Source organism: Fulvimarina uroteuthidis, from assembly GCF_034321785.1.
Classification (GTDB): domain Bacteria; phylum Pseudomonadota; class Alphaproteobacteria; order Rhizobiales; family Rhizobiaceae; genus Fulvimarina; species Fulvimarina uroteuthidis.
Genome location: NZ_JAXLPB010000002.1, coordinates 792,044 through 818,723, shown reverse-complemented (window position 1 = coordinate 818,723; position 26,680 = coordinate 792,044). Strand labels below are relative to the sequence as shown.

The following is a 26,680-nucleotide window of genomic DNA, read 5'->3' as shown; positions in this document are numbered from 1 at the left end:
CGGGCTTATCCGTACAACTCAAAGAGATGGTCCCCGATGGGAAAAAGTCGTCAGTGGAGTGATGAAGTCGCCAAGATGTCTTCCGAGGAACGTCTAGATGATGCGCAACGACGGATCAACGAAGTCCAGATAGACCTTCAAGCTGTTATCTTTCAGCATGAGTGCAATCAGTTGGTCTGCTTCTCGACGCATCTCTCGGATCAGATCAAAGGGAACGAAGCCGCATTAGCGTTTAACATGTTTCGTGACAACATGATGCGAGGTGAAATTCTTCCACTCTGCGCCATGTGGGACGCAGCAGCAGAGAACCGAAACTCCATCCCATCCATTACGATGTTGCTGGATGATCGTCACGTGTTGGACCTACTCGTTGCAAAAGCGGTAAAGAACGCAAATCAGCATCTACCGCCCAAGCTCACAGGCTGGGCGCTTGATATTTCCCTACGGCATACCGAGAAAGTCGTCAGTGAGAGGCGTTCAGACGTTGAACAGGCGATCCAGCAGTCAGACGCAGTGCGACGATCGGAAGAGCAGGTTGCGTTGAAGAAGTTCAGAGATGCTAACATCGCACACGCACTTGATAAGGAAACGAAGCAAAATGTGCCGGATGTCAATTACCAAGCACTTACCGATATCCTTAGCCGGACTGAGCCGATAGTCCAGTCTCTCTGGCTAGGGCTCGCCTATACGTCACGCAATTGGGACCAGGTACATTCGATGGGGAAAGTTGCGGCAGAAGCATTGTGGCGCAACTGCTCCTTCGTTGAGGGCCAGTAGGTGTTGCCGAACCCTGCGACGAAGGCCACGTCAGAAGAAGGGGGACCAACGTAGTTGAATTGAATTGTCTCTGTCCGTCTGAACATGGTTGCAAATCTTGATGGAGAAGCATGCCTAGAACGTGTCGAGTGAGCAGTTGTACGAACGAAACCGCATCGCGTTACAGTGCCTATTGTCCTGCCCATAAGACCCGGCTGCGTCGCCACGGAAGTGTCGATCAACGCGGGATCGGGAAAGCGGACTTCGCTCCGTATCTCCGTCGTGTGGAGACGCGGCGTGAGAAGAACGCCAGCAATCCCCTATGGGGCCAACTGGAGGCACGCTGGTCTGCCTTGGAAGGCCACGCACGGGCAATCGTGGATCAGGCATCATCCGGCCGGCCGATCAAGCGGTACGAGCTGAGAGCCGCCAGAGAGCTTCTCAGGATCATCGAAGGGGCGAACTCACGGCCGGCAATCGATGCTGCGCTTGCCATGTTCATGATGCAGGAGCTGGAGCCGAGGCGGTTCCGGTCGGACCGTGCCTTCTGGGCGCAACTGGTTCGGCGTGTTCGTGGTGTAGCGGACGTGAGCGTCGGCCGAAGGTGGGACCACAGGGCGGACCGCGTTCGCCGCGTCTACAGCGAAGTTCCACCGAAGGCGCTGGAGTACCTCCAGGCATGGATCGTGGAGGCCTTCGGCATGGCCGGTCTCCGGCTGGCTGAGCTGGAGGCGAAGGAGATGGATCAGAACGCTCGGCAACGAGAGGAACACCAGTCGGCCCTGAAGGAGTTGGAATGATGGACGGCAACGATGAGCAAGGCGGTGTGGAGTTCGAGCCAGCTCGTGCCATGGCGGAACTCGCTGCGAAGATCGAGAGTGAGCCAAGTGCTGACCGGCCGGCCGAAGTCCGGTTAGAGGACCTTGGCAGGCGTTCCGAGCTGTTCCAACCACGTGGCGGCATCGATGAGCATCATGTCGGTGTTCTCGCCAAGGCCATTCGGTCCGGTGGGAAGCCATTGGAGCCTATCGAGGTCCTTCAGGCCGGTCCGGAGCTGATCATCATCGACGGACACCATCGTTTCGATGCCTATAAAGAGGCGAAGTGGTCGGACGCTGTTCCGGTCTCCTACTTCGAGGGGACCCTTGAGGAGGCCGTGATTGCCTCAGGACGTGCAAACTCGCGGGCGAAGCTCGTCATGCGTCAGCCAGAACGGCTGAACTATGCGTGGCGTCTGACGCTCCTTGAACGCCTCAGCAAGGCGCAGATCGCAGATGCCTCAGGCGTTGGCACTTCCACCGTCGCGAACATGAGGACGGCGAAGAACAAGCTTGAGGATCGAGCCTTCGAGTTCAACAGCTGGGGGCAGGCGCAACGGGCAGCCAATGAGACCGATGAGGACATGAGCGACGACCAGCTGGAGCAGTGGAAAGAGCAACTTGCGGATCGTTGGGCCGAAGACCTGAGCAGAAAGTTCGGGCCCAAGATGGTCAATCTTCCTGAGATCGCCGCTATGGCGCTTGAGAGGTATTTTGGTCGGCGCCTTTCGGATGTCGCCGAGGAACTGCTGGGGCACCTCTCGGATGATCAGCTCGATGCGATCCTTGAGGAACAAGCGGACAGGCACAACCCGGATTTCTAGGGCGGGGTATACATCCCCTTGGGTGGCCATCCTGTATAGGCTCCCCCCTAATTCGATGTCGGCTGGGCGGGAAGGTGGACGGCTTCTACGCAACGTCTCGCCTGTTCGATCTTCGGGCCGCTGGAGTACGTCCTCAGGGTCATGCCTTGGCGTCCGTTCGAATGACCAATGACAGCAGATATGATGTGCGGCGGCTGATCAGCCTGTTCCGCCTTCGTGGCGAACCACCGCCGGAACGAGTGGAAGTTGACCTTCGAGCGACGGTGACCGGGGACGACTTCGTCGACGCCGATGGACCTGCGGTAGTCGAGGAAGTGCCCAGACGCTTTGAAGCTCTTCTCTCTATCGCCTGTCTTCGGATAGGGCCACTCGGGAAATAGCTCGGCGTCCGGTTCCTTGCCGTGTGATCGCCTCGCAACGATCTCACGAAGATCAGGATGGATGGGGCAGATCCGGGGCTCGATCTCTCTCTTTTGCGGCTTGAACACGAAGTTCCCACCATCACAGTCCCGAACCCGCAGGCAGACGATAGGATCTAGCCGGCATCCTGTCAGCGCCGCGATCCTCATGAGGTCATGTAGTTCCGGCGAGGCAGGGCCGGAGAGGAGCCTTAGGACTTCCGCGTCAGTGAAAGGCCGCTCTCTGTCGCCTGCCTTGTCATTCGGGAGGGATAGCGTCACGCCGTCCCAGACGTTCCTTTCGACCTCGTGTCGCCTCTTCAGCCATTTCCAGTACAGCGAGAGCCGGCTGAGATACTTGTTCAGGGTTCTTGGGTGACTACTGGACGCCACGGTATGCAGCTCGTCCATGAAGCGTACCGCGACGCGTTCAGTGATGTCGCTCAGGAACGGTGGAATATCTTCACGTTGGCACCACTCGAGGAGGTACTTCATGGAGCGCTCGGCGTCTGCGAGCGTCCGCCGTTTCACGTCAAGCTGTTCGAGGTATTTGGCGTGATAAAAATCGATGGGAACGCGCTTGCCGAAAGCCAGATCGGCAAACCATCGGGCTTCGCTCTCCTTCTTCGGCTCATACTCTGGAGCATATTCTCCATCGTGGTCATATCCATGATCGATTGGAGGGCCTGCGATCTCGCTCGCACGATCGTGGATGAGCATTTCAACGAAGTCGCGGTGTTCTTTGGTCGACGCGTCTCTTAGCTCTTTTGCGAGCGCTAGTGCTTCACGCTGTTGCGTTGAGCCGGATCCATCAAGCTCGGCTTCGATGATAGCTCGGAACTCAGCCACCACTGTCCATTTCAACCGATTGGCAACTGACAGGCTATCAGTCTTAAGGGACCTCTTGAGGCGGGTTCCAAGCTTAGCCCTCGCTCCCTGAGGCACATGCACCGAGACACGATAGCTGCCGCCATGCCATTCGAGATACTTCTTACGATCGGCTGTATTCCGGGCCAAAGAACCTCCTCGCGTACCCATTCTCGTACCCAGAGAATGTACCCAGAAGGCTAGAGGATCAAGAGGTTGCAAGGAAATCAAGGCTTTGGCGAACAGGGCCAACTTTCCCGCTCAGCTCCACCAAGTCCCTCCCGGTCCGGTCCAGCGCTTTTCGTTATCGATAGCTGTGCCGCGAACATCGTCCAGCGGCTTGCGATCCCCCGCAAACGCCTACCCGCCCAGCATTGTCGTCCTGAAGAGGCCGCCGCGCACGAGGAGGCGGGCGTCGACCATGAAGGCTTCGCCCTTCGCGAGGACGGCGAGGCGCCGCGTGTCGTCGAGTTCGTTCTGGGCGTCGATCACCTCTTCCAGATCGCCGAAGCCTTCGGCATATCGGCTGCGGGCGGCGGCCGCGCTCTTGCGGCGGGCGGCGAGCTCCGCCTCGAGCGCGCGATCGTTCTCGCGCAGCGTCGCCTTGTCGATGTAGAGGCGATCGATATCGATCTGAACGGTGTTGAGGGTCTGGGCCTCGCGATAAAGCGCGGCGTCCGTGCGCTCGCGATCGGCCCGGCTCGCCGCGCCGCTCGACAGGTCGAACAGGGGCACCTTGAGCGACAGGCCGACGGTCCAGCCGTCACGCCGCGACAGATGATCGGCCCGCTCCAGATCGTGGCGCCACTCGGCCGTCGCATCCACCTGCGGCAGGAGCTGCCCGTAGGAGGAGCGCGCCTGGTGGATCGAGGCCCGGTAATCGGCGGCGGCGGCCAAAAGGCTCGGATTGGCCCGTCTGGCAAGGGCGAGAAGCTGCGCCTTGGACGCCGGCAGGTGGCGGGAGAGCTGCGGCAGCGCGCCCCGGGCGGTCGCGGCGCCGCCGCCGCCGAGCCGCGCAAGCTCGGCGCGCGCCTTGTCGCGCCGCGCGACGACGTCGTTGAAGATGCGGCGCGTGGCCGCGATTTCGGCATCGAGCCGGGCGAGGTCGGACCCGCTCGCAAAGCCGTTCCGGCGCCGATCGTCGATCGAGGCGCGCAGCGACCGCAGCCGGGCGATCCGCTCCTCGACGATGCCCTGTTCCGCAATGCCGAGCCAGGCGTTCGTCCACAGTTCCACCGCCTGGAGGGAAACGTCGTCGCGCACGGCCTGATAGCGGTATTGCCGGGCCAGGGAGAGCTCGCGCGAGCGCTTGAGGTCGGCGCTTCGCCGGCCGCCGGTAAAGACCGGGAAACGCAGCTCGACCTTGCCGTAACTGTCCGGGATCGCATCGTTTCGGAACAGGACGTCCCGGCCGGTCGCAACATCCATCCGGCTCTCGATGCTGGCGGTGATGACGGGCGTGTAGCGCATCAATTGCGCAAAGACGTCCGTTTCGGCCGCCCGCGCCTCGGCCGCCGCCTCGCCGATGCGCGGATCGCGCTCCAGCACCAGGTCGAGCGCGCCGCGAAGCGCATAGGACGAAGAGCCCGCGTCGCGCGCCGGCGGCACCGCCTTGTAGCGCGCCAGCGAGGAGACCGTCAGCCTGTCGATGGTTTTTGCGCCCTGCGTCTCCTCGCTCCGGGCGTGGACCGGCGCAAGAAGCAGCGTCGCGATCGCCACGCATGCCGAAAGGAGTGTGCGCCGCGCCTTCGTCATCACTCACTGCTCCTTGAAGGTGTGCGAAAGCGCATCGGTCAGCGGCTGGGTCAGGTAGCTCGCAAAGGTGCGCGGGCTGCCCTTGATGTACAGATCGGCACCCATGCCGGCCGTCATCCGGGCGGCGACGTGGTCGAGCCCGGCAAGGTCGAGGCGCGCTTCGACCTCGAAATATCGCTCGCCCGAAGCTTCGTCGACGCTCGCATCCTGGGCGACGAACCGCACGGTGCCCGGCACCGGATCCTCCTTGCTGAAGCTGAGGGCCGTCAGCCTGATGTCGGCGCTCTGGCCGACGGCGACGCTGGCGATGTTCCGGGCCGGGACGCGGCCGCGGGCGACGAGCTCGGCGTCTTTCGGCACGATCTCGCCCACGGTCTCGCCGGGCGGCACCACGCCGCCTTGCGTGTTGGCGACGAAGCGGATGAGATAGCCGCTCGCGGGCGCGACGATGGCCGTCTGCGCAAGGGTTTCCTCGGCGGCCGCGATCTCGTCGCGGATCTGCTCGATCTCCGACAGGACGTTGGTGAGCTCCTCGGAATTGGAGCGCGCATCGTCGGCGACCACCCGGACCATTTCGGACGCGATCTCCGCGACCGTGCGCTCGCTGGCCGCCGCATCCGACGCGATCTTCGACAGAAGCGACTGCTGCTGCAGGAGCCGGCTTTCGAGGTCCCACACCTCGCGGCTCGGCAGGTGGCCGAGATCGGCGAGCCGGCGCGCGCGCGCGACCTGGTTTTCGAGAAGCGCGAGTTGGCGTTCGCTGTCGCTCGCCTGTTCGAGGAGCCCGCCATGCCGGCGCTCTTCGGCCTGGCTGCGGTTGCGCAGGGCCTCGAGCTGGGCGGACACGGCCTTTCGCCCGCGGGAGAATTCGCGCTCCTGCTCGATGTTGAGAAGCCGGACGATGTCGCTTAGCCCATCGCCCCCGATCGAGGCCTCGGTCGCGGTCGCGTCGGTTCGAAGGCGCAGGCCGTCGAGCATGTCGGCCGATATCGAGCCATCCGCCGTGTCGTCATCGTCCGCACCGTCGCCCCCTTCGAGAGACTGTTCGGCGTCGAGCCGCGACTTGATCGCCAGGAGGGTCGCCTGACGGGCCTTCAGCTTGCTCAGCCGCGCCTGATCGACGAGGGGCGCGAGATCGAGGATCGTCTCGCCCTTCTCGACGAACGCGCCTTCCTTTGCGTAGATCGCGCGGATCGTCCCGCCGGCCATGTGCTGGAGCACGAGGTTGCGCCCGTCGGATACGAGAGCGCCGGGGGCGATGACGGCCGAATCGAGCGGTGCGACAAAGGCCCAGAGCGCGAAGACGGCGAACGCGGCGAACATGGCGCGCCCGAACGTGCCGCTCTGGCCGGTGGCGGTCGTCTCGATGGCGCCGAACGGATCGGCGGCCCGGTCAAGTTCGCCGGTCGTCATCGGGTCACCGAGGCGGTCCGGTCGTTCGGCGGGGCCGGCGCGGGAACGGGATTGAAGGCGCGCGGCCTCGACGGCAGGGCCGGGCTATGCGGGCTTGCGGCGCCGTGCGGGCCCGGCTGCCCGGGCTTGGCGCTCGGGGCGGACCGAAGGCCGGACGGCTGCCGGATGTCGCGCTCGACGAGGCGGCACCCGGCGATTTCGTAGGCCCGGTCGGCAAGCCTGAGGAGAAGCGGCGAGCGGGTGGTCATGACGATCGCGCAGCCGGCCTTCTTCGCGTCGGAGATGAGGTTCGTCAGCGCGCCTTCGGCGCGCGCGTCGAGGCGCGCGGTCGGCTCGTCGAGAACGATCAGCTTCGGGTTGCCGTAGAAGGCCCGGGCGAGCGAGACGCGGTGGCGCTGGCTGGCCGAAAGAAGGCTCGCGCCGTCGACGAGCGGCGTCTGGTAGCCGCGCGGCAGTTCGACGAGCGCCCGGTGCAGGCCGAGCGCCTGGGTCAGCCGGTAGATCTCCCGCATGTCGCCGTCCGGCTCGAAGCGGCCGATATTGGCGGCGACGCTGCCGAGGACGAAGCCGGGCTCCTCGGGCGCATAGCCGACCGAACGGCCCCACTGGCGAATGGGCCAGCGCTCGCGCGGCGCACCGTCGAGAAGGACGAGGCCGCTCGCCGGCTCGTGGCCGCCGGCGATGCAGCCGAGGAGAAGGCTCTTGCCCGCGCCGGCGGCTCCCCCGAGAACCACGCACTCGCCGGGCGCCACCTTGAGGGTCGCGTCCGAGACGAGGATCGTATCACCATGGCCGCGGACGCCGACGTCGCGCAGTTCGACGGCGCCCCTGGCGGTCGGCAGGTCGGGCCGTTCGGCCAGGCGTTCGTGGGCGGCGGTCAGGTCCGCAGTCGCAGCAAAGGCGGCAAGGCCGCGCGTCGTCGCGTCCCACGATGCGATCATCTGCTCGACCGGCTGCAGCATCTTTCCCGAGACCATGGACGCCATGAAGATCATGCCGCCCGACATGTCGCCGCCGAGAACGAGATAGGCGCCCCAGCCGAGCGTGGCGATCTGGATCGCCTGGCGCACGGTGCGGCTGAGAGCGGTGAGGCTTGCCGATTTGTCGGCGGCGTTCTGGGCGGCCTGGATCGAGCGGGCGGATTTGACGCCCCAGACGGCGGCGAGATCGGGCAGCATGCCGAGCGCGCGGATTTCGGCCCCGCGCTTGACCGCGCTCAAGGCGAACGCGCTGGTCTCGGTATCCGCGCTGCGGCTTGCCGCGGCGGTCTTGCGCGTCGCCGCGACGTTGAGCCAACCGATCCCCACGAGGAGCACGAGCCCGACGACACCGAGAAGGCAGACGAGCGGATGGACGAGATAGAGGATGACGGCGAAAAGGAGAATGAACGGCAGATCGAAGAAATTGACGAAGGCCTTGGAAGCGAGCCAGCCATTGGCAGCCGCATAGTCGCGCAGGACCTTGCCGCCGTCGGTGCCCGAGACCGCATGCTCGAGCGATGTGAAGAGCTTGGGCGACACGTCCACCGCATGGACGTTGGCGAGGCGCCGCGCGACGCGCATGCGCACCGCCTCCGACACGCCGTAGACGGCGATGGCGAACATGGCGATGAGGGTGATGGACACGAGAGTCGGCACCGACTGGGACGCCAGGATCCGGTCGTACACCTGGAGCATGTGAAACGACGGCGCGAGGATCATCAGGTTCGAGACGATCGAGAGGATGGCGATCATCCTCACATGGCTTCTCCCCTTCTCGGCCAGAAATTTCGACACTGCCATCATCTGCCGAGACACCCTCGCCCAAACCGCCTTCGCTCGCCGGAAGCGTCCAATGGGACGTGGGGAGCAGCTAACCGAATTAAGCTTAACGAAGGGTGAAACGGCGCTTGGAATCGTGGCTCCGCCTCCCCTGGAGGGCCCGCGCGGCAGGGCTCCCGGGGTTTCCGGCGCGTATTGGGGGAGTATCCCTTCGGGCTCAGGCCGCCTTGTTCGCGGCCTTGCTCACGGCGCTCGGAACCTGCGCCTTCAAGCGGTTGGCAAGCTCCGACCATGTCTGGCCGGAAGCGCTCCGCTCCGCGTCCGCGGGGCGGCTCGCGGCCTGTTCGAGCGTGTCGAGCACGGCCGATATGATGGCGTTCTGAAGCTGCGAGGCGTCCTTGACGAGGCAATAGATGGTCACCTGAAACTGCATCTTGCCGATGTCGCTGGTGCCAAGGACGATCGTCGTCTCCGGGCCCGAGATCTCGGCGCCCGCCTTGCGCGATGCGAACTGGTGAAAGCGGGACGCCAGTTCCCGATCGCCTTCGAGCGCGACGCGGGCCGCTTCCGCGATGATCCGGATCGTCTCGCCGGCCCGCACCTGCTGCTCCATGGTCAGCGTGAAACGATGCGGCGCGAACTGGCGCGGCTGCGCCTCCACCTTGACGGGCCCCGACAACAGCACGGAATTGGGCAGCATCACGGTCCGCCCCGTCCCCGAAAAGCCCGCATGGACCGGCGGCAGTTCCATGATCGTGGTCGAGAACAGGGAATGATCGACGACCTCGCCGTGGATTCCGTTCAGCTCGATCCGGTCGCCCACCTTGAAGAGATGGCCGCCGAACCGCAGGATCGAGCCCGCGACGCACATGATCAGCTCCTTCGTGGCGACGACGAGGGCGACGAGGACCGCGGTCAGCGAGAACAGGGCATTCTGGATCTCGGCAAGCCAGATGCCGAGCAGCCCGATCGCGATCATCGCATTCGTGACGGCACGCACCGTGAACCGCCTTCGGCGCGCGACGATCGGATCGCGCCCGCAACAGGCGCCCCATTCGACGGCGCAGCGGGTGGCGAGGCAGAACCCCAGAACCGCAAGGCTCCACTGGAGATTGCTGGAGATGGCGGACGGGATGAAAATATCCGGCATAAGGCCACAATCCTCGAAACAGGCTTGCATGGATCAACGGACGAACACCAACGGTCGCCGAGAGCCCGCCGCTTCTTGCAAGCGTCAGCCTTCCAGCACCGGTAATTTCGCGTAAACCATTCCTACGGCAGGGATATTACCTAAAACTTTACGGATCCGATCACGCCCTCGTCAATCGCCCGCGTCAGGCTGCGGCCCGGCCCTGCCGCTGGATCCGCAGATCGCCGTTCCAGCGGGCCGTGATGTCGGCGATCATGCGCGGAAGCTCCGAGGCCGGAAGCGGTCTGGCGAAATAGTAGCCCTGCATCTCCAGGCATCCCTCCCGGATCAGGATGTCCATCTGCTCGCGGGTCTCGATGCCTTCCGCCAGGACCTTCATGTCGAGCGCGCGCGACAGGCCGATCACCGAGCGCACGATCGCGATGTTCTCCGGACGGCTGAGATCGCGCACGAAGGACTGGTCGATCTTGATCTTGTCGAAGGGGAACCGCGACAGATAGCCGAGCGAGGAGTAGCCGGTGCCGAAATCGTCCATGGAGATCGTCAGGCCGCGCTTGCGGAAATCCTGCAGGATGGACAGGATGTTCTCGCTCTCGTCGATGAACAGGGATTCGGTCACTTCGATCTGGAGGCGACGCGGATCGAGGCCGCTCATGGACAGGGCGCGGTCGACATCCGCCACGAGACGGGTGCTCTTGAACTGGACCGGCGACATGTTGACGGAGATGGTCATGTCCGACGACCAGCTCGCAGCTTCCAGGCACGCCGTTTCGAGACACCAAACGCCGATCGCCTCGATGAGACCGGTCTGCTCGGCCAGGGGAACGAAGAGGCCGGGCGGAACCAGGCCCTTTTCGGGATGACGCCACCGCAGCAGCGCTTCGAAGCCGCTGACGGCCGATTGGCCTGCGTCGACGAAGGGTTGGTAGAAGAGTTCGAACTCGTTGTTCTCCAGCGCGGTCCGCAGATCGCGCTCCATCTCCCGGCGCTCGCGCTTGCGGTTGCGCATGGCCGGATCGAAGATCCGCCAGGTTGCGAAATCCGAGGCCTTCGCCTCGTAGAGGGCGAGGTCGCAGTTCTGCAGGAGAATGTCCGCGTTCGTCCCCTCTTCCTTCTCCTGGGCGTTGACCTGCACCACGCCGATCGCAGCGGAGCTCGTGATGCGGCGCCCGTCGATCTCGAACGGCTCGTCGAAGCTTGCAAGGACGCTCGACGCGAACGAGCCGATCCCCTCGAGGTCCTTGGCGCCGGTGAAGAGAATGCCGAATTCGTCGCCGCCGAGGCGCGCGACGATGGCTCGGGGGCCGCCGATGCGCACCAGTCGGTCGCCGAGCTCCGACAGCATCGCATCGCCGACCGGATGGCCGTAATTGTCGTTGATCGACTTGAAGTTCCGAAGATCGAGAACCATCAGCGCGAAATCGCCGCGCTTCTTCAAAAGGAGCGCCTCGATCTCGTCGACGAAGCACTTCCGGTTCGGCAGATCGGTCAGGCCGTCATGGGCGGCCATGTGTTCCAGACGCTCGGCGATCTCCCGGCGCTCGGTGATGTCCTCGAACGTGATGAGAAGGCCACGTCCGGCCATGCCGCGACGCTTGACCTCCATGATCTCGCCATTCTCGGTTTCCGTCAGCATGACCGAGGTTTCGTTGCGCGGCAGCGGCGCGGTCAGGCGCGGATCGCGCAGGAACTGCTTGGCCGGCGTGCCGATCGCATGGGTGCCGAAATAGTAGGAGAAGACCTCGTTGGAGACGAGGAGCTTCTTGTCCGCATCCAGCATGCACAGGGCCTGCGTCATGTTGTTGAGCGCGGCCGCCATCTGGTCCCGCTTTTCCTCCAGCTCCCCGGCAAGCGCGTTCGACTGGACGGACATGGACTCGGTGGAGGAGCGGAAGCGCAGATGGATGCCGGAGAGGGTCTCGAGAAGGCCGCGGACCTCGCTCGGGACCCGGCGGACAACCGGCTGTTCCCAGGTGTCGGATCCGATGTTCGCAGCGGTGTGCGCCACCTTGCGCAAGGCGCCGCGGATCGAGCGGACGGTCAGAATGGTGAAGGCGGCGATCGCGAGCACGATGGCGCCGAGGCCCGCCATCGTCAGCCAGTTGCCCGACGTCGAGCGGCGTTCCGCCTCGGCGCGGTCGGCGGCAAGGTCGGCGCGAAGGCTTTCGATCGCGCGATCGAGGTCGCGCGAAAGGTCCGTCAGGTCCGAGACGGCGGCGCGGGTCGACAGCTTCCCGTTGCTCATGGACAGGCGGCTGAGCGGATAGCGCATCTGGGAAATCACCGCGGCGGTCTCGGTCGAGATCGGTGAAGCGAGGACGAGATCGAAATCGGACCGGATCTGGCCGATCGCCTCGCGGAATTCCTGCTTCTCGCTCTCGATGAGGCCGGGTCCGCGCGTTGAATCGGTGGTGGACGGCTCGAGCCGGCCGCGCAGGGCATCGGCCTTGCTCTGGGCGGCGTGCAGGCGATCGAGGGGCACGACGCTCGCCGAGTAGATCCGGTCGGAAAGTTCGAGGGCTGCGGACTGGGTCTGGAGGGAAAACAGGGCGAACGCGACCATCAAGGACAAAAAGACGAAGCTACCTGCTATGATTCGCGACGTGATCGACATGGGTATCCGGTGCGCTCCTGCCAGCCCCTCGCGACGAAACATTCCTGAAGTCCGGAAGGGCCCTCTCTCCATAACCGGGACGAAGTTACCGAGCGGTTAGAGATCGCAAAAAAAGTGCTACCGGCCCTTGCATACCCGCCGCCCGGCGGGGAAAGCGTCGCCCGCCGCCCCGCGCCTGCCTCCTCCCGCCCCCCTCGATCCGCCGCAAACCGTTGCGCGGCCGGGCCCTGCCCGCGATGCGATGCAGGAATAACGCGGTCGCAAAGAGAATGGGCCCGGCCGGGGCCGAACGCACCCTCGCAGGGCAGATTTGCAATAGGCAGCGCAAAGCCGGCCCGTTATAGCCTTGGCGCGACATGACGAAATCCGAAGACAAAAAACCCCCGATCTCGAAGCGGCCCAAGCTGCGCCTGAAGCAGCGGGAGGATCGCGGCGTCATGCTGCGCCTCGTCAAGCGGATGTTCCGGGAAAACGCCCACCGGTTCGTGCGCCAGTACGCGATCGCCATCGTCTGCCTGGTTCTCATCGCCGGCACGACGGCGTTCCTGGCATGGATCATGCGGGACGTCATCGACGAGATCTTCGTCGAGGGCAATCGGACGGCGATCGTGACCCTGCCGATCATCGTGTTCCTGACCTTCGTCGTGCGCGGTTTCGCAAGCTACGGCCAGGGCGTGCTCCTGGCCCGGATCGGCAACAATATCGTCGCGCGCTATCAGCGCCGCCTGTTCGAGAAGCTGACGGAGCTTTCCGTCGATTTCTTCGCCGACAACCGCTCGGCGCATCTGGCCGCCCGCATCAACCAGAACGTCTCGGGCATTCGCGATACGCTCAACCTGACGATCACCTCGCTCGCCCGCGACGTGCTGAGCCTGATCTTCCTCGTCGGCGTCATGATCTGGCAGGACCCGATCCTGTCGGCGATCGCGCTCCTGGCGGCCCCGCCGATCACGATCATGATCGCGACCCTTGCCCGCAAGCTGCGCACCGTCACCCGCGAGGTCATCGACGTGAACGCGCGCGTGCTCGCCTCCATGCAGGAGGCGGCCCAGGGCATCACCGTCGTCAAGGCCTTCACGATGGAGCGTCCCTTGCGCGACCGGCTGGAGGTCCTGGTGAGGACGGCGGAGGCCCGATCGAACCGCGTCGCCGCGATCAGCGAGCGCACGACGCCGGTGACCGAGGTCGTCGCCGGCCTCGCGATCGCGAGCGTCATCGCCTATTCGGGCTACCGCGCCATCGTCTTCGGCTATTCGCCCGGCGCGATGTTCGCCTTCATCACCGCGCTCCTCCTCGCCTACGATCCGGCGCGGCGGCTGGCGAAGCTGCAGGTGCAGCTCGAGCGCGCCATGGTCAACGCGGCGATGATCTACGAGATCCTCGATCTCGAGCCGCGCCAGGCCGACAAGCCGACGGCAAGGCCCCTCGTCCTGACGACGGGGGAGATCAGCTTCGACGCGGTGACCTTCTCCTATCATGCAGGCGAAGCGGTTCTGAACGGGATCAGCTTCACGGCGCCGGCAGGCCGCACGACGGCGCTGATCGGCGCGTCGGGCGGCGGCAAGTCGACCATCATTTCCCTGATGCAACGCTTCTACGACGTGGAGAAGGGCGCGATCCGCGTCGACGGCACGGATATCCGCGACATCACCAAGGCCTCCCTGCGCACCCAGATCGCCTACGTCCCGCAATCGCCCTACCTCTTCGAGGGCACGATCCGCGACAATATCCGGCTTGGCCGCATGGATGCGAGCGATGCCGACATCGAGGACGCGGCGCGCAAGGCGCAGGCGGAGGAATTCATCCTGCGCCAGCCCCTCGGCTACGACACGCCGCTCGGCGAGAACGGGATCACGCTATCGGGCGGCCAGCGCCAGCGCCTGTCGATCGCCCGCGCTCTGGTGCGCAACGCGCCCATCCTGCTTCTCGACGAGGCGACGAGCGCGCTCGACACGCGCTCGGAAACCCTCGTGCAGGAGGCGCTGGAAAACGCGATGAAGGATCGCACGACGATCGTGGTCGCGCACCGCCTGTCCACCATCGTCAACGCCGATCAGATTCTCGTCATCGACGGCGGCGAGATCGCCGAGGGCGGCACGCACGAAGAGCTTGTAGACCGGCCGAAAGGCCTTTATGCCCGCTTCTATGCCCTGCAGACCCGTCGCCAGGGCGACGATATTCTCCCGCTGGCCTGACCGCCGGCTTCAGGCCCCCATCCGGCTCGAAGGCATGAAACGATGAGCGAAACACGTATTGTTGTCTTCGGCGCAGCCGGACGGATGGGCCGAACGATCATCGAGATCGTCGCCGAGACCGCCGGCGCGAAGCTCGTCGCGGCCCTGGAGCCCGCAAGCTCGGCTGCCCTCGGAGAGGATGCCGGAAGCCTTGCCGGCATCCGCAAGCAGGGCGTGCGCGTCACCTCGGACATTGCGGGCGCGCTTTCGGGCGCCGATGCCGTCATCGACTTTTCCGCGCCCGACGCCAGCGCCATGCTGGCGGACGCCGCGGCGCTGGCCGGCTGCGCCCACGTGATCGGCACGACGGGCTTCCAGGTCGAACACGAGACGCGGATCGCGGACGCCGCCCGCAGGACCGCGATCGTCAAGTCCGGCAATATGAGCCTCGGCGTCAATCTCATCGCCGGCCTCGTCGAACAGGCGGCACGCGCGCTTCCGGCCAACCTCTTCGACATCGAGATTCTCGAGATGCACCACCGGCACAAGGTCGACGCGCCCTCCGGCACCGCGCTGCTGTTGGGCGAGGCCGCCGCGAAGGGACGGGGCATCGGTCTCGACGAACACGCCGTGCGCGTGCGCGACGGACAGACCGGGCCGCGGCAGACCGGATCGATCGGCTTCGCGACGCTGCGCGGGGGCTCCGTCGTCGGCGAGCACGCCGTGATCCTCGCGGGCGAGGGCGAACGGATCGAGATCTCCCACAAGGCGGGCGACCGGGCCATCTTCGCGCGCGGCGCGGTCTCGGCGGCGCTCTGGACGAAGGGCCGTTCCGCGGGCCTCTACTCCATGCGCGACGTTCTGGGCCTCACCGGCTAGTCTTTCCTATCCCCGCTTCATCCAAGAAGGATCCCATCACAATGTCCGGCACCCTGGTCCTCGTCCGTCACGGGCAGAGCGAATGGAACAAGCGCAACCTCTTCACCGGCTGGAAGGACCCCGACCTCACCGAACTCGGCGTCTCGGAAGCAAAGGCCGCCGGCCAGCGCCTCAAGGCGGCGGGCCATCGCTTCGACATCGGTTTCACCTCGCTGCTCGTGCGGGCCCAGCGCACCATGACGCTGATGCTTGCGGAAATCGGCCAGAGCGATCTGCCCGTGACCGAGAACATCGCCCTCAACGAGCGCGCCTACGGCGATCTGGCCGGCCTCGACAAGGACGAGGCGAAGAAGAACTGGGGCGAGGAGCAGGTGCACCAGTGGCGCCGCTCCTACGACGTGCCGCCGCCCAATGGCGAAAGCCTGAAGGACACCGGCGCGCGGGTCTGGCCCTATTATTATCACACGATCCAGCCGCACGTCCTGCGCGGCGAGACCGTGATCGTCTCGGCCCACGGCAACACGCTGCGCGCCATGGTGATGGCGCTGGAAGGCATGACGCCGGAGGAGATCCTCGGTTACGAGATCGCGACCGGCGTGCCGATCGTCTACAGGATCAATCCCGATTCCACGATCGGCGACAAGACGGTTCTCAAGGCCTGACGCCTCGGATCATCCCCACATGACTGAAACACCCGTCATGCGACCTGCAACGGCAGGGGACCGCGAGGCCGTCTGGTCGATCATCGGGCCGATCCTGCGTGACGGTGAGACCTACGCCCTCGACCGGGACATCGGGAAGACGGACGCCCTCGCCTACTGGCTCGGCGGGGATCGTTCGACCTTCGTCGCCGAACTGGCCGGCGCGATCGTCGGAACCTACTACCTGAAGCGCAACCAGGCCGGCGGCGGCTCGCACATCGCCAATTGCGGCTATGCCGTCTCGCAGGCGGCGCGCGGGCGCGGCATCGCCCGCGCCATGGCGCGGCACTCGCTCGCCGAGGCGAAGGCACGCGGTTTCAGGGCGATGCAGTACAATTTCGTCGTCGCCACCAATCTCGGCGCGATCCATCTGTGGGAGAGCCTAGGCTTCAGGACGCTGACGCGCCTGCCGAACGCCTTCGATCATCCGCGCGAGGGCCTGGTGGACGCCTGCGTCATGTGGCGGGAGCTGTGACCGGACGCGGCCCGGTTGCCGCAGCGCCCGCCGATCTGTTAGGCGGACCGAGGCACCAATCGAAACAGGTTTTGGAGATTTCATGTCCGATCGTATCGTCATGCGCACCGGTGAAGCCCTCGTCGCCGGAGGTCCTCCGGGCACCGCCGCCGAACCCGAAGTGGTCATCGGAGAACTCGACGGCCCCGTCGGCACCGCACTCGCGACGCTCACCGGCGATCAGGTCAAGGGCCACAGCCGCGTCTTCGCTCTTCTCAACACCGACATCATGGTGCGCCCCGTCACGCTCTGCGTCTCCAAGGTCACCGTCGACAATCCGAAATATACCTCCATCCTGATGGGCACCGTGCAGTTCGCCATCGCCAACGGCGTCCTCGACGCCGTGCGCGAGGGCCTGCTGCCCAAGGACAGGGTCAACGATCTCGGGATCATCTGCTCGGTCTGGCTGGCGCCCAGCGTCATCGAGGAAGACAATCTCGATCACAAGGCGCTCTTCGACATCCATCGCAAAGGCATGACCAATGCCATCCGCAAGGCGATGCGGAACGAGCCCTCGATCGACTGGCTGCTGGAGAACCAGGACAAGATCACCCATAAATATTATCAGCAGGGACTCGACGGCAAGATCTGATCCGTCGAACCGTTGGTCGACGGGACGCCGCCCGGAGCATCGCCTTCCGGCGGCGTCCTTCGTCCCGGCATGCAGACAACGCTTCGCGGCGTCGCAAGATTGCCGGGACCTCGTTCACTCGCGCCCCTTGAGCGCCGCGATATGATCGGCGAGCGTCGCGTCGCGGTCGCCGGGCGCACGATCCTCGCCGACAGTCGTGTCCTCGCCGGTCTGGTGTTCGAGTTGCGCATTGATCTCCGCCCCGGCCAGCAGCACGATCATCATGATCCAGGTCCACATGAGGAAGACGATGATCGAGGCCATGGAGCCGTAGGCGGCGTCGAAGTTCTTCACGTTCGCGGCATAGAAGCTGAACGCGGCCGAGGCGAGCACCCAGCCGACGATCGTGAAGAGGGCGCCCGGCGTCAGCCATTTGAGCGTCGCGGACCGGCGATCGGGACCGAGGCGAAAGAGACCTGCGACCCACGCGACCGCGATCGCCGCCAGAACGATCGGCGGCACGACCGTGACGATCCAGGCGAGATCCGCCGGGATCGGCAGGAACGAGATCACCGAGGGAATGACGACGATGGTGAGGAGCGCCAGGACGACGAGCACGATGCTGGCGATCACGAAGACCAGCGACAGGACGTTCTTCCTGATGAAGCTGCGCTCGTCCTTTTCCTCGTAGGCGATGTTCATCGCCTTGAAGAGCGCCTTGACGCCCTTGGTCGAGGAATAGAGCGACAAGAACAGGGACCCGGCGAACGCGAGCGACAGGGACGAACTCGACTGGCTGGCGAGCCGCTCGACCTGCGAGCGGACGATGTCGAGCACGCTGGCCGGCACGATCCCCTGAAGGGTCGCCAGCTGGGACCGGATCGTCTCCGGATCGGCGACGAGCCCGTAGACCGCCACGAGCGAGGCGATGGCGGGAAACAGGGCGAGGAGAATGTAGAAGGTGATGCCGGCGGCCACGAGGGTGACGCGGTGCTCCTCGAAACGGTCCTTAACCCGCATCAGCACGGCCTTCCAGCCCTTTGCCGGCATGTCGGACGGTGAGTGGGCGTGCCGCCCCGCGCTGGTCGCCGGTCTGCTCATGTGGTGGATGTCCCTCTTCCCGTCGTGCCCCGGCGCTCGGTGAACGCCGGGGGGCGGACGCGGGAACGGGGCTTTTGCCGATAATCTCTTCGAGGCCCAACCTGCGGTGGCGGCGCAGGTTCCACTCCTTTCGGCGAGATTGCGCAAATCGTCCGCCGCCCGGCGGCGGAACCCGATGCGATGGCGAAGGTCGAAAGGGCTGATCCTCCGCCTGAATTGCATATGAACGTGCGGCTCCGGCCCGGTTCAGACCGGCCATGCGAAGCTCCGATCCATCGACACCCCCGTGCAAAGGATCTTCGCCATGTTCGTCAAGCTCATCCGCAATGCCTGCCTTGCCGCCGCCGTCTCGCTCGGCGCCATCGGCGCTGCCGCGGCACCTGCCGCCGCCAACGGTTTCAGCGTCGGCGTCACCATCGGAAACGGCCCCGTCGCGATCGACTATCGCGACCGTGGACGGGGTCACGGCCGGGGCTACGGCCGCGATGTCCGCGGGCGTGGCCATGCCGCCTACGGATGCGATCTGCGCCGCGCCGTCCACAAGGCCAGCCGCATCGGCATGCGCCATGCCCGCGTCGTTCGCGCCAACCCGCGGGCCGTCGCGGTCGCCGGTCGACTGAACGGCGACCGCGCGATCATCCGGTTCGCCAACCGGCACAACTGCCCGGTCGCCGGCATTCGCGGCCGGTAAGGCATCGGCCCGCGAACCTACCGCGTGATCGCGAACACCATTTCGATCGAGGCCGAGCGCGTCAGCTCTCCCGCCTCGATCGGCACGCCCGATCCGCCGCTGTCGGCGGCCATCCGCATCTTCATCATTTCGGGCTGGGGCGCGGTGGTCACCGAGGGTTCGGCGATCGCCATCACCTGGCCGAGCGACACGCCGGCCGCCTCGGCATAAAGGCGCGCCTTGGCTTTTGCATCCTCGATCGCCGCGCGCCTCGCCTCGGCAAGCAGCGCACTGTCGTCCTCGATCTCGAAGCGGACATCGCCGCCCTGATTGACGCCGAGATCGATCGCCTTGTCGAGATAGGCGCCGACCTCCTCGATCCTGCGCACCGTCACCGACAATGTGTTGCGCGCCTCGTAGCCGACGATCTCGTTGGTCTGTTCGGGCCCCGGACGCGTCGCGTCGGCCTGGCCGTATTGCGGGAAGATCTGGAAGTTCGCCGTCTGGAGATCGCGGTCCTCGGCCCCGAGCTCGCGCATGCCGGCGATGATCCCGCTCATCGCGGCGCTGCCCGCATCGACCGCGCCCTTGGCGGTTTCGGCCTGATGGACGACGGAAAAGGTCAGCGAAGCCTGGTCGGGCGCGGCGCTCGCCTCTCCGTAACCCGACACCGCGACCGTCGCCCGCGCCGGCGTGCCGCTCGCCGCTTCGGCAGTCCCCTGCGCGCTCGCCGGGCGCACCGCGAGGACGCTCGGCACCGCGAGCGCCAGCGCGAGCGCGAGGCATGTCAGGTCGAGCCGCCCATTGCGTGTATCAAAGGCCATGTCAGTCGTCTCCGGTCGTCATTCTGGTTTCGCACGGCATGGCCCCGGCCATGCCCTGTCCCGTCAAATTGCCCGGAAACCAAGACGTTTTGACGGCATGCCCGGGTCCTCCTCCGCGATCCGGCAGACGCGATCCCGAAGAGCCTTGCGGCATGGATTGCCGTGCGGCCCGGTTCGGCTTATTCCAGTCGGATGGTATCGACGCCGCACCGACTTTTCATCCTGAGGCACGCCCACTCGTCCTGGGCGCTGCCGGGTCAACGCGACCATCAGCGCAACCTCGACGATCGGGGCCGCGAGGAAGCGGCGCGGCTTGCGGACGCGATCGAGGCCGAAGCCATCGAGATCGACTGCGCGCACTGCTCGACCGCCTCACGGGCGCGCGAGACCTTCGATCTCGTCAAGCCCGCCTTCAAGGCCATCGCGAGAACCGAACTGTCGGACGATCTGTACGGACTGGGCCCGGAGGCCTACATCGCGGCCATGTGCGCCGATCCGGACGCCCGGACCGTTCTCGTCATCGGTCACAATCCGATGATCGAGGATTTCGCCCTTTCCCTCGTCCCGCAGGACAGCAAGGCCTACGCCAAGCTGCGCGAAGGACTTCCGACCTGCGGTTTCATCGAGTTTTCGTGCGCGCAGGGCTTCAAGGCCATGGCGGACGGCGGCGGCACGATGGAGCGCATCCTGCTTCCCCACGAAATGGCCTGAGCCGGCCGATCTCGTCCATTGCCGCCCGCTCGACGCCGCTCGCGTCGCAGCCTCGGGTGTCGGCCCCTATATGAGGCTTCGACCGGAAGCAGACCATTTGCGAGGGGCAGCGCTGCATGACTTCATTCGCCGACGAGGCGCGTATCGCGTTCGACAACCTCGCCGACAGGACATCCGACTTGTTCAACCCGACGCTTCGGCTCGGCGTCACCGGCCTGTCGCGGGCCGGAAAGACGGTGTTCATCTCCGCCCTCGTCCACAATCTCCTGCATGCCGGGCGGCTGCCCCTGTTCTCGCCCCAGGCGAGCGGGCGCATCGCGCGCACCTATCTGGAGGAACAGCCGGACGATGCGGTGCCGCGCTTCCAGTACGAGGACCATATCGCCCGGCTTCTCGACGAGCGCGACTGGCCCAACTCCACCCGCGCGATCTCCGAGCTTCGCCTCACCGTCGAGTTCGAATCGGCCTCCGGCTGGTCGCGCATGTTCTCGCGCGGCAGGCTGTCGATCGATATTGTCGACTATCCGGGCGAATGGCTGCTCGACCTGCCGTTGATCGGCAAGGATTTCGCCGCGTTTTCCGCCGAATCGATCCAGCGCGCGAAGCTTCCCGGACGCGAGGCGATCGCCGGCCCGTTCCTGCAGCTTCTCGGCGAGATCGACCCGAACGCGGCCATGGACGAGCCGACGGCCCAGAAGCTCAGCCGCGCCTTCTCGGCCTATCTGACGGCCGCCCGTGCCGACAACACCGCGCTCTCGACGCTTCCCCCCGGACGGTTCCTGATGCCGGGGGATCTTGAAGGCTCGCCCGCCCTCACCTTCGCGCCGCTGCCGCCCGCAACGGACGGACCCTACGCGAAGAACTCGCTCGGCGCCGTGCTCGACCGGCGCTACGAGGCCTACAAGACCATCGTGGTCAAACCCTTTTTCCGCGATCATTTCGCCCGGCTCGACCGGCAGATCCTGCTTGTCGACGCGCTGCAGGCGATCAATGCCGGCCCCGAAGCCGTACGGGATCTGGAAATCGCGCTGTCCGACATCCTGCGCTGCTTCAGGCCGGGGCGGGCGAGCTGGCTCGGCTCGCTCCTGACGCGGCGGATCGACCGCATTCTGGTGGCGGCGACGAAAGCCGACCATCTCCACCGCGAAAGCCACCGGCGCCTCGAGGCGATCGTGCGCCGGCTCGTCGAGGGAGCGGTGAAGCGCGCCGACTTTTCCGGCGCCGATACCCAGGTCATCGCCATGGCGGCCGTGCGCGCGACGCGCGAGGCGCGGATCGAGGACAATGGCGACGATCTTCCCGTGATCGTCGGCGTGCCGCAGGCCGGCGAACGGATCGGCGGCGAGACCTTCGACGGGCGCACCGAGACCGCGATCTTCCCCGGCGACCTGCCGAAGGACCCGACATCCCTCTTCATGGACATGGACGGCCATGCCACCCGCGCCGATCCGATCCGGTTCGTCCGCTTCAGGCCGCCGAAGCTGGAGCGGACGCAGGACGGCCTTACCCTGTCGCTTCCCCATATCCGGCTCGATCGCGCGCTCGAATTCCTGATGGGAGACCGGCTGCGATGAGCGACACCAATCCGCCGCGCCGCCCGCCCCAGGCGTTTCGCATGCCCGGCTCCGAACGGGACGAGGACGCCGCGACGGCCGGGACGAAGACGGCGTCCCGGTCCCCCCGCGCCTTTCCGGGCCTTGATACCCTGTCCTTTGAGCCGGACGAGGCGATCGACGAGGATCTGAACGCAGGTCCCACCCAGATCGTGATCCGGAGGAAGAAGCGGTTCCCGTTCGCCAAGCTCGCGCTCGGCGCGTTCGGTGCGCTGGTCTCGCTCGGCATCGGCCTGTGGATCGATTCCCTCGTGCGCGATCTCTTCGCCCGCTACGACTGGCTCGGCTGGACGGCGCTTGCCGCGTCCCTCATGTTGCTTCTGGCGGTTCTCGGCATCGTCGTGCGCGAGGTCGTCGGGCTGATGCGGCTCAGCGCCGTCGAGCGCGACCGTCAGGCCTCGCAGGCCGCCTTCCACGCCAATTCGCGCGAGGAGGCGAACGCGGCGATCGCCAAGCTCGGCGCCCTCGTCTCCGCCCGGCCCGAGACCCTGCCCGGACGCACGAAGCTGGCCGACATGAAGGACGAGGTCATCGACGGCGCCGATCTCATCCGCATCGCCGAACGCGATATTCTGGGCCCCCTCGACGCCCAGGCGATCGCGCTCGTCCTTTCGACCGCCAAGCGCACCTCCGTCGTCACCGCCGTCAGCCCCAAGGCGCTCGTCGACGTCGCCTATGTCCTGTTCGAGAGCGTCAAGCTCATCCGCCGCATGTCGGAGCTCTACGGTGCGAGGCCGGGCACGCTGGGTCTCGTTCGCCTCACCCGCAACGTGGTGGCGCATCTCGCGGTCACCGGTTCGATCGCGATCGGCGACGATCTCATCGGGCAGCTGATGGGCCACGGCATCGCGGCCAAGCTTTCGGCGCGGCTCGGCGAAGGCATCGTCAACGGGCTTCTGACGGCACGGATCGGGCTCGCCGCGATGGACCTGTGCCGCCCCTTCCCCTTCATGACGGCCCAGCGTCCGAAGCTGCGGGACGTGCTCGGTGAAATCACCCGTTTCGCCGCCCGGCAACAGCCGGACCGAAATCGAAATCCCTGAATCATTTTTGCGATTGCTGGCTTGGAAAGGCTCGGTTAACCATTCGGGAGGATAGTCAATCCATCGTATCCAAGCATTGCTTGAAGCCCGGAAGGTTCCTCGATGTCGCGCGTGAAGACCCTTGGCCTAGCCACTCTCGTCGCCTTTGGCGCCATTGCCTCCGCACCGGCCATGGCAGCCGGTGACAAGACCTTCTTCCGCCAGGTCGCGGGCAAGTGGAGCGGTCCCGGCGAGATCGTCGCCGGCAAGTACAAGGGCACCAAGTTCAACTGCAGCTTCGACGGCCTCGAGCATGCCAAGAAGGTCGGCGTCGTCCTCGACGGCTCCTGCCGGGTCGGCATGTTCGCCCAGCCCATGCGGGCCGAAGTCGTCCAGTCCGGCAGCGGCTATCGCGGCGCCTTCCAGGACGGCGCCAAGGGCAAGGGCCTCGACATCATTTCCGGCGAAGTCAACGGCAACAAGATGGTCGTCGGCCTCGACCGCGCCCAGTTGAAGGGCGCCATGGTCGCCCGGCTTGCCGATGGCGAGACGATGGCGATCACCGTGTCGGTGCGCGTGGCCGGCCAGCTCGTTCCGGTCATCGGCATGAACCTGAAGCGTGCCGGCGGCGTGCGCCAGACCAGCCTCGAACAATAATCCGTTCCGGCACCGCCACGCGTCCCCGGCCCGCGGCGTTCGCGGGCCTTTTCGTGTCCGGCGTCGCGGAACGGGCTCTTCGGATGGCTTGATCAGTCCTCGGCCGCGCGGCGTGACACCGCCTTCAGCTCGTAGAGCGCTTCCAGCGCCTCGCGCGGCGACAGCCGGTCGGGATCGATCGCGCCGAGCGCTTCGGCCACCGGATCGGGCGCGTCGGCATGGGGCTTGCCGTTCGGCATCTCCCGCTTCACGGCCGCCGAGAACAGCGGCAGATCGTCGAGAAACGTGCCGCGCCGCTCACCCTGATCGGTGCGTTCCAGTTCGGCGAGAACGGCCTTCGCCCGGCTGATCACGGACTTCGGCAGGCCGGCGAGCTTGGCGACCTGGATGCCGTAGGACCTGTCGGCGGCCCCCGGCCCGACCTCGTGCAGGAAGACGACGTCGCCGCGCCATTCCTTCACCCGCATGGTCACGTTGGACAGGCGTGCCAGGCGCTCCGACAGCGCCGTCATCTCGTGGAAATGCGTGGCGAACAGCGAGCGGCAGCGGTTCACCTCGTGAAGATGCTCGACAGCTGCGAAGGCGATCGACAAGCCGTCATAGGTGGCCGTGCCCCGGCCGATCTCGTCGAGGATCACCAGCGCCCGCTCGCTCGACTGGTTGAGGATCGCCGCCGTCTCGACCATCTCCACCATGAAGGTCGAGCGCCCCTCCGCAAGCTCGTCCGACGCGCCGACACGCGAGAACAGGCGATCGACGATGCCGATATGGGCCGAACGCGCCGGAACATAGGCGCCGATCTGGGCAAGAATGGCGATCAGCGCGTTCTGGCGCAGGAAGGTCGACTTGCCGCCCATGTTCGGCCCGGTGACGAGCCAGATCGCGCCGGCCTCGCTCGCCGCGCCCGGCGGCGACAGGTCGCAGTCGTTGGCGACGAAGCTCGCCCCTTGCGCGGCGGCGAGCGCCGCCTCGACGACGGGATGACGTCCGCCCTCGACCCGAAAGGAAAGGCTGTCGTCGACCCTCGGGCGCGCCCAGTCTTCGGAAACGGCGAGCTCGGCAAGGCTTGCGGCGACATCGATGGCGCCGAGGGCGGCGGCGGCGGCCTGCAGGCGACCGGCCTGCGCGACGATCGCCGCGCTCAGGCGATCGAATGTTTCGAGCTCGATCCGCAGTGCGTCGGCACCGGCATTGACGATGCGCTCCTGTAGCTCGGCCAGCTCGCCGGTGGTGAACCGCATGGCCGAGGCGAGCGTCTGGCGGTGGATGAAATGGCCGGCCCCGTCGCCGGCCATCAGCGCCTTGCCGTGGGTCTCGTTCACCTCGATGAAGAAGCCGAGCACGTTGTTGTGCTTGATCTTCAACGCCCGGATGCCGGTCTCCTCGGCAAGTCGGCCCTGAAGCGCGGCGACGAAACGGCGGGCATCCTCGCGCAGCGTGCGCGCCTCGTCGAGTTCGCCGATCGCGCCCTGACGCACGAAGCCGCCATCGCGCTTGAGGAGCGGGGCTTCGTCGCCGAGCATGGTTTCGAGCGCGGTGCGAAGCGCCGCCGGCAGGTCCGAAAGCGCGGCATGGCAGTGTGCCAGCTCGACGGGCAGATCCGCGCCCAGCCGTTCGCCGATCGACGCCGCGCCCTGAAGCCCGGAGCGGATCGCCAGAAGATCGCGCGGCCCGCCCCGTTCGAGGGCAAGGCGCGACAGCGCCCGTTCGATATCCGGCATGCGGGCAAGAGCGGCGCGCACGTCGCGGCGCAGATCCGGATCCTCGATGAAATGCGCAAGCGAGGCTTGCCGCACGGCGATCTCGACCGGATCGGTCAGCGGGTTCGAAAGCCGGCTTGCCAGGAGACGACCGCCGACGCCGCTGCGGGTGCGGTCGATGACGCCGAGAAGGCTGCCCTGCCGCTTGCCCTGGACCGAACGCGTGAGCTCCAGGGAGGCGCGGGTGGCGGGGTCGATCTCCATCGATGCGCCGGCAAGCCGTCGTTCCGGCCGGCGCAGGGCCGGCCGGGCGGCAAGCTGGGTCTTGCCGAGATAGGCGATGAGGGCCGCGGCGGCGGACAGCTCGGCCCGCGAAAAATCGCCGAAGCCGTCGAGCGTCGCGACACCGAAGAAGGTGGCGATCCGGTCGGGCGCGGTCGCCGCATCGAAGAGTGCCTGCGGCTCCGGCCGCGCCCGCTTGCCGAACCGGCGAAAGACGCCGGCGAACGTCTCGTCCCGATAGAGCGGATCGGCGACGACGAGTTCGGAGGGTTCGATCGCGGCCAGATCGGCCTCGATCCGGTGCCCCTCACTTGCCGCCAGCTTGAAAATGCCGGTCGATAGATCGGTCCAGGCGAGCGCGAATTCGCCGGCCTTGCCCTTGCCCCCGATCCGCGTGAGCGTGACGAGGTGATTGCCCTGCCCCGGATCGAGCAGCGCCTCCTCGGTGATGGTGCCGGGGGTGACGAGCCGGACCACGTCGCGCCGGACCACGGATTTCGAGCCGCGCTTCCTGGCTTCGGCCGGGTCTTCCAATTGTTCGCAGACCGCGATCCGGTAGCCGAGCGCGATCAGCTTCTGCAGATAGTCGTCGGCGGCATGAACCGGCACGCCGCACATGGGAATGTCTTCGCCCAGATGCTTTCCGCGCTTGGTGAGCGTGATTCCGAGCGCCCGCGAGGCGTCTTCCGCATCGTCGAAGAACAGCTCGTAGAAATCGCCCATCCGGTAGAACAGGAGGCAATCGGGATTGGCCGCCTTGATCTCGATATATTGCGCCATCATCGGCGTCGGTGCGGAGTCTATCGCGGCTGACATGTTCGCTCGGTCGGACGGCGGGATGGGTGGACGCGGTGGCAGGAGCGCGGGCGGTCTGAAATGGCAATGGCCTCGTCCCGGTGTCCTAGA

22 protein-coding genes are annotated in these 26,680 nt (G+C 66.0%); 13 read left to right on the top strand and 9 right to left on the bottom strand.

The genetic code is table 11. The annotated features are described in order from the left end of the window. Positions 1-36 precede the first annotated feature (36 nt). From U0C82_RS08645 to U0C82_RS08635, 3 genes are all read left to right on the top strand, one after another. Complete coding sequence (locus U0C82_RS08645) at positions 37-777, top strand: AbiU2 domain-containing protein (protein WP_322186668.1); 741 nt, start codon at positions 37-39, stop codon at positions 775-777. A 356-nt stretch (positions 778-1,133) separates the two neighbouring features. Continuing rightward, positions 1,134-1,556 (top strand): hypothetical protein, encoded by a 423-nt coding sequence (locus tag U0C82_RS08640; RefSeq protein ID WP_322186667.1) that lies wholly within the window; start codon positions 1,134-1,136, stop codon positions 1,554-1,556. After that, complete coding sequence (locus U0C82_RS08635; protein WP_322186666.1) at positions 1,553-2,398, top strand: ParB/RepB/Spo0J family partition protein; 846 nt, start codon at positions 1,553-1,555, stop codon at positions 2,396-2,398. The genes U0C82_RS08640 and U0C82_RS08635 overlap by 4 nt, the downstream gene beginning before the upstream one ends. 47 nt (positions 2,399-2,445) lie before the next feature. On the opposite strand, the gene U0C82_RS08630 is transcribed toward U0C82_RS08635, so the two are convergent. The 6 genes from U0C82_RS08630 to U0C82_RS08605 form a co-directional block, all read right to left on the bottom strand. Then, the gene (locus tag U0C82_RS08630) at positions 2,446-3,645 is read right to left on the bottom strand and encodes a site-specific integrase (protein WP_322186665.1); all 1,200 of its coding nucleotides are present in this window, start codon (positions 3,643-3,645) and stop codon (positions 2,446-2,448) included. A 378-nt stretch (positions 3,646-4,023) separates the two neighbouring features. Next, entirely contained in the window at positions 4,024-5,418 is a 1,395-nt protein-coding gene (locus U0C82_RS08625) for a TolC family protein (RefSeq protein WP_322186664.1), read from the bottom strand. Positions 5,419-5,421: 3 nt separating this feature from the next. After that, entirely contained in the window at positions 5,422-6,831 is a 1,410-nt protein-coding gene (locus U0C82_RS08620) for an HlyD family type I secretion periplasmic adaptor subunit (protein WP_322186663.1), read from the bottom strand. Next, positions 6,828-8,615: a type I secretion system permease/ATPase gene (locus tag U0C82_RS08615; RefSeq protein WP_322186662.1), complete on the bottom strand. Its 1,788-nt coding sequence runs from the start codon at positions 8,613-8,615 to the stop codon at positions 6,828-6,830. The genes U0C82_RS08620 and U0C82_RS08615 overlap by 4 nt, the downstream gene beginning before the upstream one ends. Before the next feature lie 193 nt (positions 8,616-8,808). Further along, entirely contained in the window at positions 8,809-9,741 is a 933-nt protein-coding gene (locus U0C82_RS08610; RefSeq protein WP_322186661.1) for a mechanosensitive ion channel family protein, read from the bottom strand. 184 nt (positions 9,742-9,925) lie between these two features. Then, the gene (locus U0C82_RS08605) at positions 9,926-12,355 is read right to left on the bottom strand and encodes a putative bifunctional diguanylate cyclase/phosphodiesterase (protein ID WP_322186660.1); all 2,430 of its coding nucleotides are present in this window, start codon (positions 12,353-12,355) and stop codon (positions 9,926-9,928) included. A 356-nt stretch (positions 12,356-12,711) separates the two neighbouring features. On the opposite strand from U0C82_RS08605, the gene U0C82_RS08600 reads away from it, so the two are divergent. The 5 genes from U0C82_RS08600 (at position 12,712) to U0C82_RS08580 (ending at position 17,215) form a co-directional block, all read left to right on the top strand. After that, a complete protein-coding gene (locus U0C82_RS08600; protein WP_322186659.1) occupies positions 12,712-14,550 on the top strand; it encodes an ABC transporter ATP-binding protein in 1,839 nt (612 codons plus the stop codon). Between the two features lie 42 nt (positions 14,551-14,592). Continuing rightward, positions 14,593-15,408 carry a 4-hydroxy-tetrahydrodipicolinate reductase gene (gene dapB / locus U0C82_RS08595; RefSeq protein ID WP_322186658.1) on the top strand — a complete coding sequence of 272 codons (816 nt, stop codon included), beginning with the start codon at positions 14,593-14,595 and terminating at the stop codon, positions 15,406-15,408. A 41-nt stretch (positions 15,409-15,449) separates the two neighbouring features. After that, positions 15,450-16,070, top strand: coding sequence for a 2,3-bisphosphoglycerate-dependent phosphoglycerate mutase (locus tag U0C82_RS08590; protein WP_322186657.1), 621 nt, complete (start codon positions 15,450-15,452; stop codon positions 16,068-16,070). 19 nt (positions 16,071-16,089) lie between these two features. Then, positions 16,090-16,584 carry a GNAT family N-acetyltransferase gene (locus U0C82_RS08585; protein WP_322186656.1) on the top strand — a complete coding sequence of 165 codons (495 nt, stop codon included), beginning with the start codon at positions 16,090-16,092 and terminating at the stop codon, positions 16,582-16,584. A gap of 82 nt (positions 16,585-16,666) precedes the next feature. After that, entirely contained in the window at positions 16,667-17,215 is a 549-nt protein-coding gene (locus U0C82_RS08580; RefSeq protein ID WP_322186655.1) for a formaldehyde-activating enzyme, read from the top strand. Between the two features lie 114 nt (positions 17,216-17,329). Here the strand turns inward: U0C82_RS08580 and U0C82_RS08575 are convergent, their stop codons facing one another. Beyond that, positions 17,330-18,295: a YihY/virulence factor BrkB family protein gene (locus U0C82_RS08575; RefSeq protein WP_322186654.1), complete on the bottom strand. Its 966-nt coding sequence runs from the start codon at positions 18,293-18,295 to the stop codon at positions 17,330-17,332. Between the two features lie 304 nt (positions 18,296-18,599). Here U0C82_RS08575 and U0C82_RS08570 point away from each other — a divergent pair, with 304 nt between their 5' ends. Then, positions 18,600-18,986, top strand: coding sequence for a hypothetical protein (locus U0C82_RS08570; RefSeq protein WP_322186653.1), 387 nt, complete (start codon positions 18,600-18,602; stop codon positions 18,984-18,986). A 17-nt stretch (positions 18,987-19,003) separates the two neighbouring features. Here U0C82_RS08570 and U0C82_RS08565 read toward each other — a convergent pair whose 3' ends face one another. Then, on the bottom strand, positions 19,004-19,789 hold the full coding sequence (locus U0C82_RS08565; protein ID WP_322186652.1) for an SIMPL domain-containing protein: 786 nt from the start codon (positions 19,787-19,789) through the stop codon (positions 19,004-19,006). A gap of 192 nt (positions 19,790-19,981) precedes the next feature. On the opposite strand from U0C82_RS08565, the gene U0C82_RS08560 reads away from it, so the two are divergent. The 4 genes from U0C82_RS08560 to U0C82_RS08545 all read left to right on the top strand — a co-directional run bounded on the left by U0C82_RS08560 (position 19,982) and on the right by U0C82_RS08545 (position 23,792). Continuing rightward, entirely contained in the window at positions 19,982-20,500 is a 519-nt protein-coding gene (locus U0C82_RS08560) for a SixA phosphatase family protein (protein ID WP_322186651.1), read from the top strand. A 116-nt stretch (positions 20,501-20,616) separates the two neighbouring features. Then, positions 20,617-22,074, top strand: coding sequence for a YcjX family GTP-binding protein (locus U0C82_RS08555; protein ID WP_322186650.1), 1,458 nt, complete (start codon positions 20,617-20,619; stop codon positions 22,072-22,074). Then, entirely contained in the window at positions 22,071-23,156 is a 1,086-nt protein-coding gene (locus U0C82_RS08550) for a YcjF family protein (RefSeq protein WP_322186649.1), read from the top strand. Before U0C82_RS08555 ends, U0C82_RS08550 begins: the two co-directional genes overlap by 4 nt. A 102-nt stretch (positions 23,157-23,258) precedes the next feature. Then, on the top strand, positions 23,259-23,792 hold the full coding sequence (locus tag U0C82_RS08545) for a hypothetical protein (protein ID WP_322186648.1): 534 nt from the start codon (positions 23,259-23,261) through the stop codon (positions 23,790-23,792). A 92-nt stretch (positions 23,793-23,884) separates the two neighbouring features. Here the strand turns inward: U0C82_RS08545 and mutS are convergent, their stop codons facing one another. Further along, complete coding sequence (mutS, locus tag U0C82_RS08540) at positions 23,885-26,590, bottom strand: DNA mismatch repair protein MutS (RefSeq protein ID WP_322186647.1); 2,706 nt, start codon at positions 26,588-26,590, stop codon at positions 23,885-23,887. Positions 26,591-26,680 lie beyond the last annotated feature (90 nt).

Coding starts and splice junctions, on each gene's coding strand:
- U0C82_RS08560 (WP_322186651.1), top strand. CDS start 19,982: ATGGTATCGACGCCGCACCGACTTTTCATCCTGAGGCACGCCCACTCG.
- U0C82_RS08600 (WP_322186659.1), top strand. CDS start 12,712: ATGACGAAATCCGAAGACAAAAAACCCCCGATCTCGAAGCGGCCCAAG.
- U0C82_RS08605 (WP_322186660.1), bottom strand. CDS start 12,355: ATGTCGATCACGTCGCGAATCATAGCAGGTAGCTTCGTCTTTTTGTCC.
- U0C82_RS08635 (WP_322186666.1), top strand. CDS start 1,553: ATGATGGACGGCAACGATGAGCAAGGCGGTGTGGAGTTCGAGCCAGCT.
- U0C82_RS08545 (WP_322186648.1), top strand. CDS start 23,259: ATGTCGCGCGTGAAGACCCTTGGCCTAGCCACTCTCGTCGCCTTTGGC.
- U0C82_RS08610 (WP_322186661.1), bottom strand. CDS start 9,741: ATGCCGGATATTTTCATCCCGTCCGCCATCTCCAGCAATCTCCAGTGG.
- U0C82_RS08645 (WP_322186668.1), top strand. CDS start 37: ATGGGAAAAAGTCGTCAGTGGAGTGATGAAGTCGCCAAGATGTCTTCC.
- U0C82_RS08590 (WP_322186657.1), top strand. CDS start 15,450: ATGTCCGGCACCCTGGTCCTCGTCCGTCACGGGCAGAGCGAATGGAAC.
- U0C82_RS08580 (WP_322186655.1), top strand. CDS start 16,667: ATGTCCGATCGTATCGTCATGCGCACCGGTGAAGCCCTCGTCGCCGGA.
- U0C82_RS08585 (WP_322186656.1), top strand. CDS start 16,090: ATGACTGAAACACCCGTCATGCGACCTGCAACGGCAGGGGACCGCGAG.
- U0C82_RS08555 (WP_322186650.1), top strand. CDS start 20,617: ATGACTTCATTCGCCGACGAGGCGCGTATCGCGTTCGACAACCTCGCC.
- U0C82_RS08615 (WP_322186662.1), bottom strand. CDS start 8,615: ATGATGGCAGTGTCGAAATTTCTGGCCGAGAAGGGGAGAAGCCATGTG.
- U0C82_RS08575 (WP_322186654.1), bottom strand. CDS start 18,295: ATGAGCAGACCGGCGACCAGCGCGGGGCGGCACGCCCACTCACCGTCC.
- U0C82_RS08550 (WP_322186649.1), top strand. CDS start 22,071: ATGAGCGACACCAATCCGCCGCGCCGCCCGCCCCAGGCGTTTCGCATG.
- U0C82_RS08570 (WP_322186653.1), top strand. CDS start 18,600: ATGTTCGTCAAGCTCATCCGCAATGCCTGCCTTGCCGCCGCCGTCTCG.
- U0C82_RS08620 (WP_322186663.1), bottom strand. CDS start 6,831: ATGACGACCGGCGAACTTGACCGGGCCGCCGATCCGTTCGGCGCCATC.
- U0C82_RS08565 (WP_322186652.1), bottom strand. CDS start 19,789: ATGGCCTTTGATACACGCAATGGGCGGCTCGACCTGACATGCCTCGCG.
- mutS (WP_322186647.1), bottom strand. CDS start 26,590: ATGTCAGCCGCGATAGACTCCGCACCGACGCCGATGATGGCGCAATAT.
- U0C82_RS08625 (WP_322186664.1), bottom strand. CDS start 5,418: ATGACGAAGGCGCGGCGCACACTCCTTTCGGCATGCGTGGCGATCGCG.
- dapB (WP_322186658.1), top strand. CDS start 14,593: ATGAGCGAAACACGTATTGTTGTCTTCGGCGCAGCCGGACGGATGGGC.